The sequence below is a fragment of the bacterium genome (genome assembly GCA_035529855.1).
In the GTDB taxonomy this organism is placed as follows: Bacteria; RBG-13-66-14; B26-G2; order WVWN01; family WVWN01; genus WVWN01.
In genome coordinates this window covers 1-2,888 of sequence record DATKVX010000099.1, presented here as the reverse complement: position 1 = coordinate 2,888, position 2,888 = coordinate 1, and the positions used below count along the sequence as shown (strand labels likewise).

Here is a 2,888-nt window from a genome sequence, read left to right as displayed (position 1 = left end):
ACCATCGCCTCTTCGTGCGAATCGCCGCGGGCCACGTGTCTGCTGTCGCACGTTTGAATCGCCGCGACGTAATCAGGTTTGCCTTCGGCCGGCCTTAATGCCGTGCCCGGTATCGCCCCCGCGTCCTCGACGGCGCGGTAGAGGTCGCCTAAGTCCCAGCGGTAGCCGTCCTCGCAATTACTACAACTCGGAAATCCGAAAATATATCCTTTGCATTCGTGACACTTCACCTTTTCCGGCAGTATTATTTTAGGCATTGATTTCCTCCTTAACTGCTATTTTTGCCGGTTGCTTCGCCCTTGCGACGAGCTCGCGCCAGCGCCACCCCGCCACGGCGCCGGCCACGGCGGCCTCGCGGGCCGCCGCTTACGTTTCCTATGACAAAAATCTTCAACGGTTCGCCGGAGGCGTTCACGATAAGTCGCTGCCGTACGTTTCGACTTCGGCAGTTCATTACCTTCGTCATCGTAGAGGCCTTCGGCTTGTGTGAGGTCGGCGGCGTTCACGCTTCGACGTATTCCCTATCCGTGTCGCCGCATGCTGTCTCAACCGAAATCATGTGTTCGCGCTCTACTTCTTCGGCTTCCGTGGCGTCGAGTTCCTTGTAGATTACGATGAGGTCGTGATGGACCTGGTCGGCGAGGTCGCGCATAACCTTCCGCCAGGCGTCGGTGTCGACGGTGCCCTCGAGGTGTGCCGTGCCATAGAGGCGTCCCGCGACGACGAGTAGGTCGTTTGTGTTGCTTTTAATTTCCGATACCATTTCGGACTCCTTTTGTATTGAATTATTAGAGAGCTATTAATCTTGTGGATGTGGGGTTGGATTTTGCGTTTCCCCGAAAGACCAACTTAAAAGTTCCATTATCGTCGTTTTGCTCGGATATTTATTCGTCGCTGTTATAAAACCAGCTAATAATTCATCAAGGCTTTTATGTAACTCTATATGGCGTTGTTTATGTTCTTCGGATGTCATCTTGTTCCTTTCTGCGCTTCCGCGCTGTTAATTTTGGGAACGGGATGTTAATCAAATTTTTTACCGTAGGGCCTTTTGCCAGCGGGTAGTTAATCGGCACCAGCACAAGGGGCGCGCCCCATCATCGTTCTCCTTTTAGTATCGGTTTTGCCGACAGGTTAGCGATCAGAATTGGAGGCGGCGGGAATCGAACCCGCTCCGCGACAGTGCGCTTCGGCCTTTAGCCGCGTCGAACCTTTCGCGCCCCCGTGGGGCGGGATAAACGCCGAAAGAACCCGCCCCCGGCACAAGGGCCGCTATAGTAATTTAAGAGCACCGATAAGATTCAATATCCCTATGGCAACGTATCCCGCCGCCCAATATTTATCTTTTTCGCAAATTCTAATAGTGGCTATAGCGCCACAAAACGCAGCCACAAAAGCATTGAAAGCACCTATTATTATATCCATCTCGCTTTCCTCTCCGGCGGGGGCGGCGCTACATACCGTCCCCGCGCTCGTTGGGGTGTTACTGATTTCGATTTTTATACGCCGCGCCCTTTTTCCGACGAAACTTACTGGCCTGGCGGGGCGTCGGCGGTGTTACGCTCCAAACGACTGGCTGATTTGTTACCGAAGTACCACACGCTTTGCATTGTTGATGTTCTAATTCGTTCGGCGTATTGCATTTTGGACACCGCCTAATTTCCCTACCGCACGCCTTACGGAACCGTTCGTTCGTCTCCGCAAACTCGCGGTTCGTCTCTTTGCCTAAACCCGTTTGCATCGCTCTCCTCCTCGTTGGCCCCGCCGGGGTGTTACGGGTTAATCTTCCATCTCCGCCCCACACCGGGGGCAAACGGCCTCGCTCGTCCAGCAGTCGCATTCCGGGCAGGGCCGTACCTCGCCGCTTGCGCGGTCAACGTCGCGGTGCGTCGTGCCGGGGGGTAGGTAGCCGTCCTCGCTCATTTCGTATCCTTTTTGGCGGGGCGGCCTGCCGAACCGGCCGTTGCGACTACCATACCGTCCTCGATAATGACGCCGACTTCTCCGGACTCGTCTACTCGTTCGATCCATATTTGATAGCCGTCCGCCGCGGCCATCTCGGCGATGATGTGCAGGTTGTCGTCGTCCAGGAGCGAGCCGTCGTGGATAATAACGACCTTGAGCTTGGGGTTCGCGGCCATCGCGACGGCCGTGGAGATGCGCGTGAGCTCGGCGGACGACGCCTGCTCGAGCGGCCGGCCGTCGTAGAGAACGCCATCCTCGTTGAACGATAGGCCCGGTACGGGGAAGGTCGCGCTGGCGAGCGCGGTCGTCTTGCGGTCGTCGATCGCCTGTATCTGCGCCGTGACGCTCTGCATCGCGCCGTGAGCGGCATGGAGTTGGCCTTCGAGTTCGAAATATTGCTTCTTGACGCGGACGCAGGCGTTGACCTCCTCTGCGTTAGCGACCTGGGCGTGCAACGCTGCGATTTCGTCGTCCCATAAACCGATGTTCTGCGCGTCATTTTCGAGGTTGTTGTATTCGGCGTGGAGGCTTTCCAGTTTGGCCTCCGCCGCCCCTATCTCGGCAGACAAACGGCGCCGGGAGTTATCTGCCCGGACTGCCTGCGCGGTTTTGGCGCTTAATTCCTCGAGTTGGGAGATTAGGTCCACGGCCGATACTAGTTCATCTGGCACGCGGTCTTCATTCCACGGGGGGAGTTTCGCAATCGCCCCTTCGAGCCGCTTCGCCTCGCGGTTTACGTCCGTCCGATTATCGAACAGTACCTTGCGCTCGACCGCTAAGGTGTCGAGGTCCAGCCCGAGATCAACTACTTCCAACAGCGCCCCGAGTTGGTCCCGCGCCTTCATCCGCGCGAACGCCAGCGGGTCGAAGGCGATTTTGCCGAACAGGCCGTCGAGGAGCTTTTGCGGCGTCGGGTACTCCGCGTT

General features: G+C 57.1%; 4 protein-coding genes and 1 other RNA gene. All 5 read right to left on the bottom strand.

Features of this window, described 5'->3' with window-relative positions:
- The coding region (locus VMX79_10430) for a hypothetical protein (GenBank protein HUV87514.1) at positions 1-257 on the bottom strand (257 nt) is incomplete at its 3' end.
- A 245-nt stretch (positions 258-502) separates the two neighbouring features.
- Entirely contained in the window at positions 503-763 is a 261-nt protein-coding gene (locus VMX79_10425) for a hypothetical protein (protein HUV87513.1), read from the bottom strand.
- 379 nt (positions 764-1,142) lie between these two features.
- Positions 1,143-1,221, bottom strand: a transfer-messenger RNA (tmRNA) gene (gene ssrA / locus VMX79_10420).
- A gap of 555 nt (positions 1,222-1,776) precedes the next feature.
- The gene (locus VMX79_10415; protein ID HUV87512.1) at positions 1,777-1,920 is read right to left on the bottom strand and encodes a hypothetical protein; all 144 of its coding nucleotides are present in this window, start codon (positions 1,918-1,920) and stop codon (positions 1,777-1,779) included.
- A partial coding sequence (locus tag VMX79_10410; GenBank protein HUV87511.1) for a hypothetical protein occupies positions 1,917-2,888 on the bottom strand: 972 nt, incomplete at its 5' end. The genes VMX79_10410 and VMX79_10415, both read right to left, overlap by 4 nt.

Excerpts from the sequence above, each read along its gene's own strand:
- VMX79_10425 (HUV87513.1), bottom strand. The coding sequence starts at position 763 with ATGGTATCGGAAATTAAAAGCAACACAAACGACCTACTCGTCGTCGCG.
- VMX79_10415 (HUV87512.1), bottom strand. The coding sequence starts at position 1,920 with ATGAGCGAGGACGGCTACCTACCCCCCGGCACGACGCACCGCGACGTT.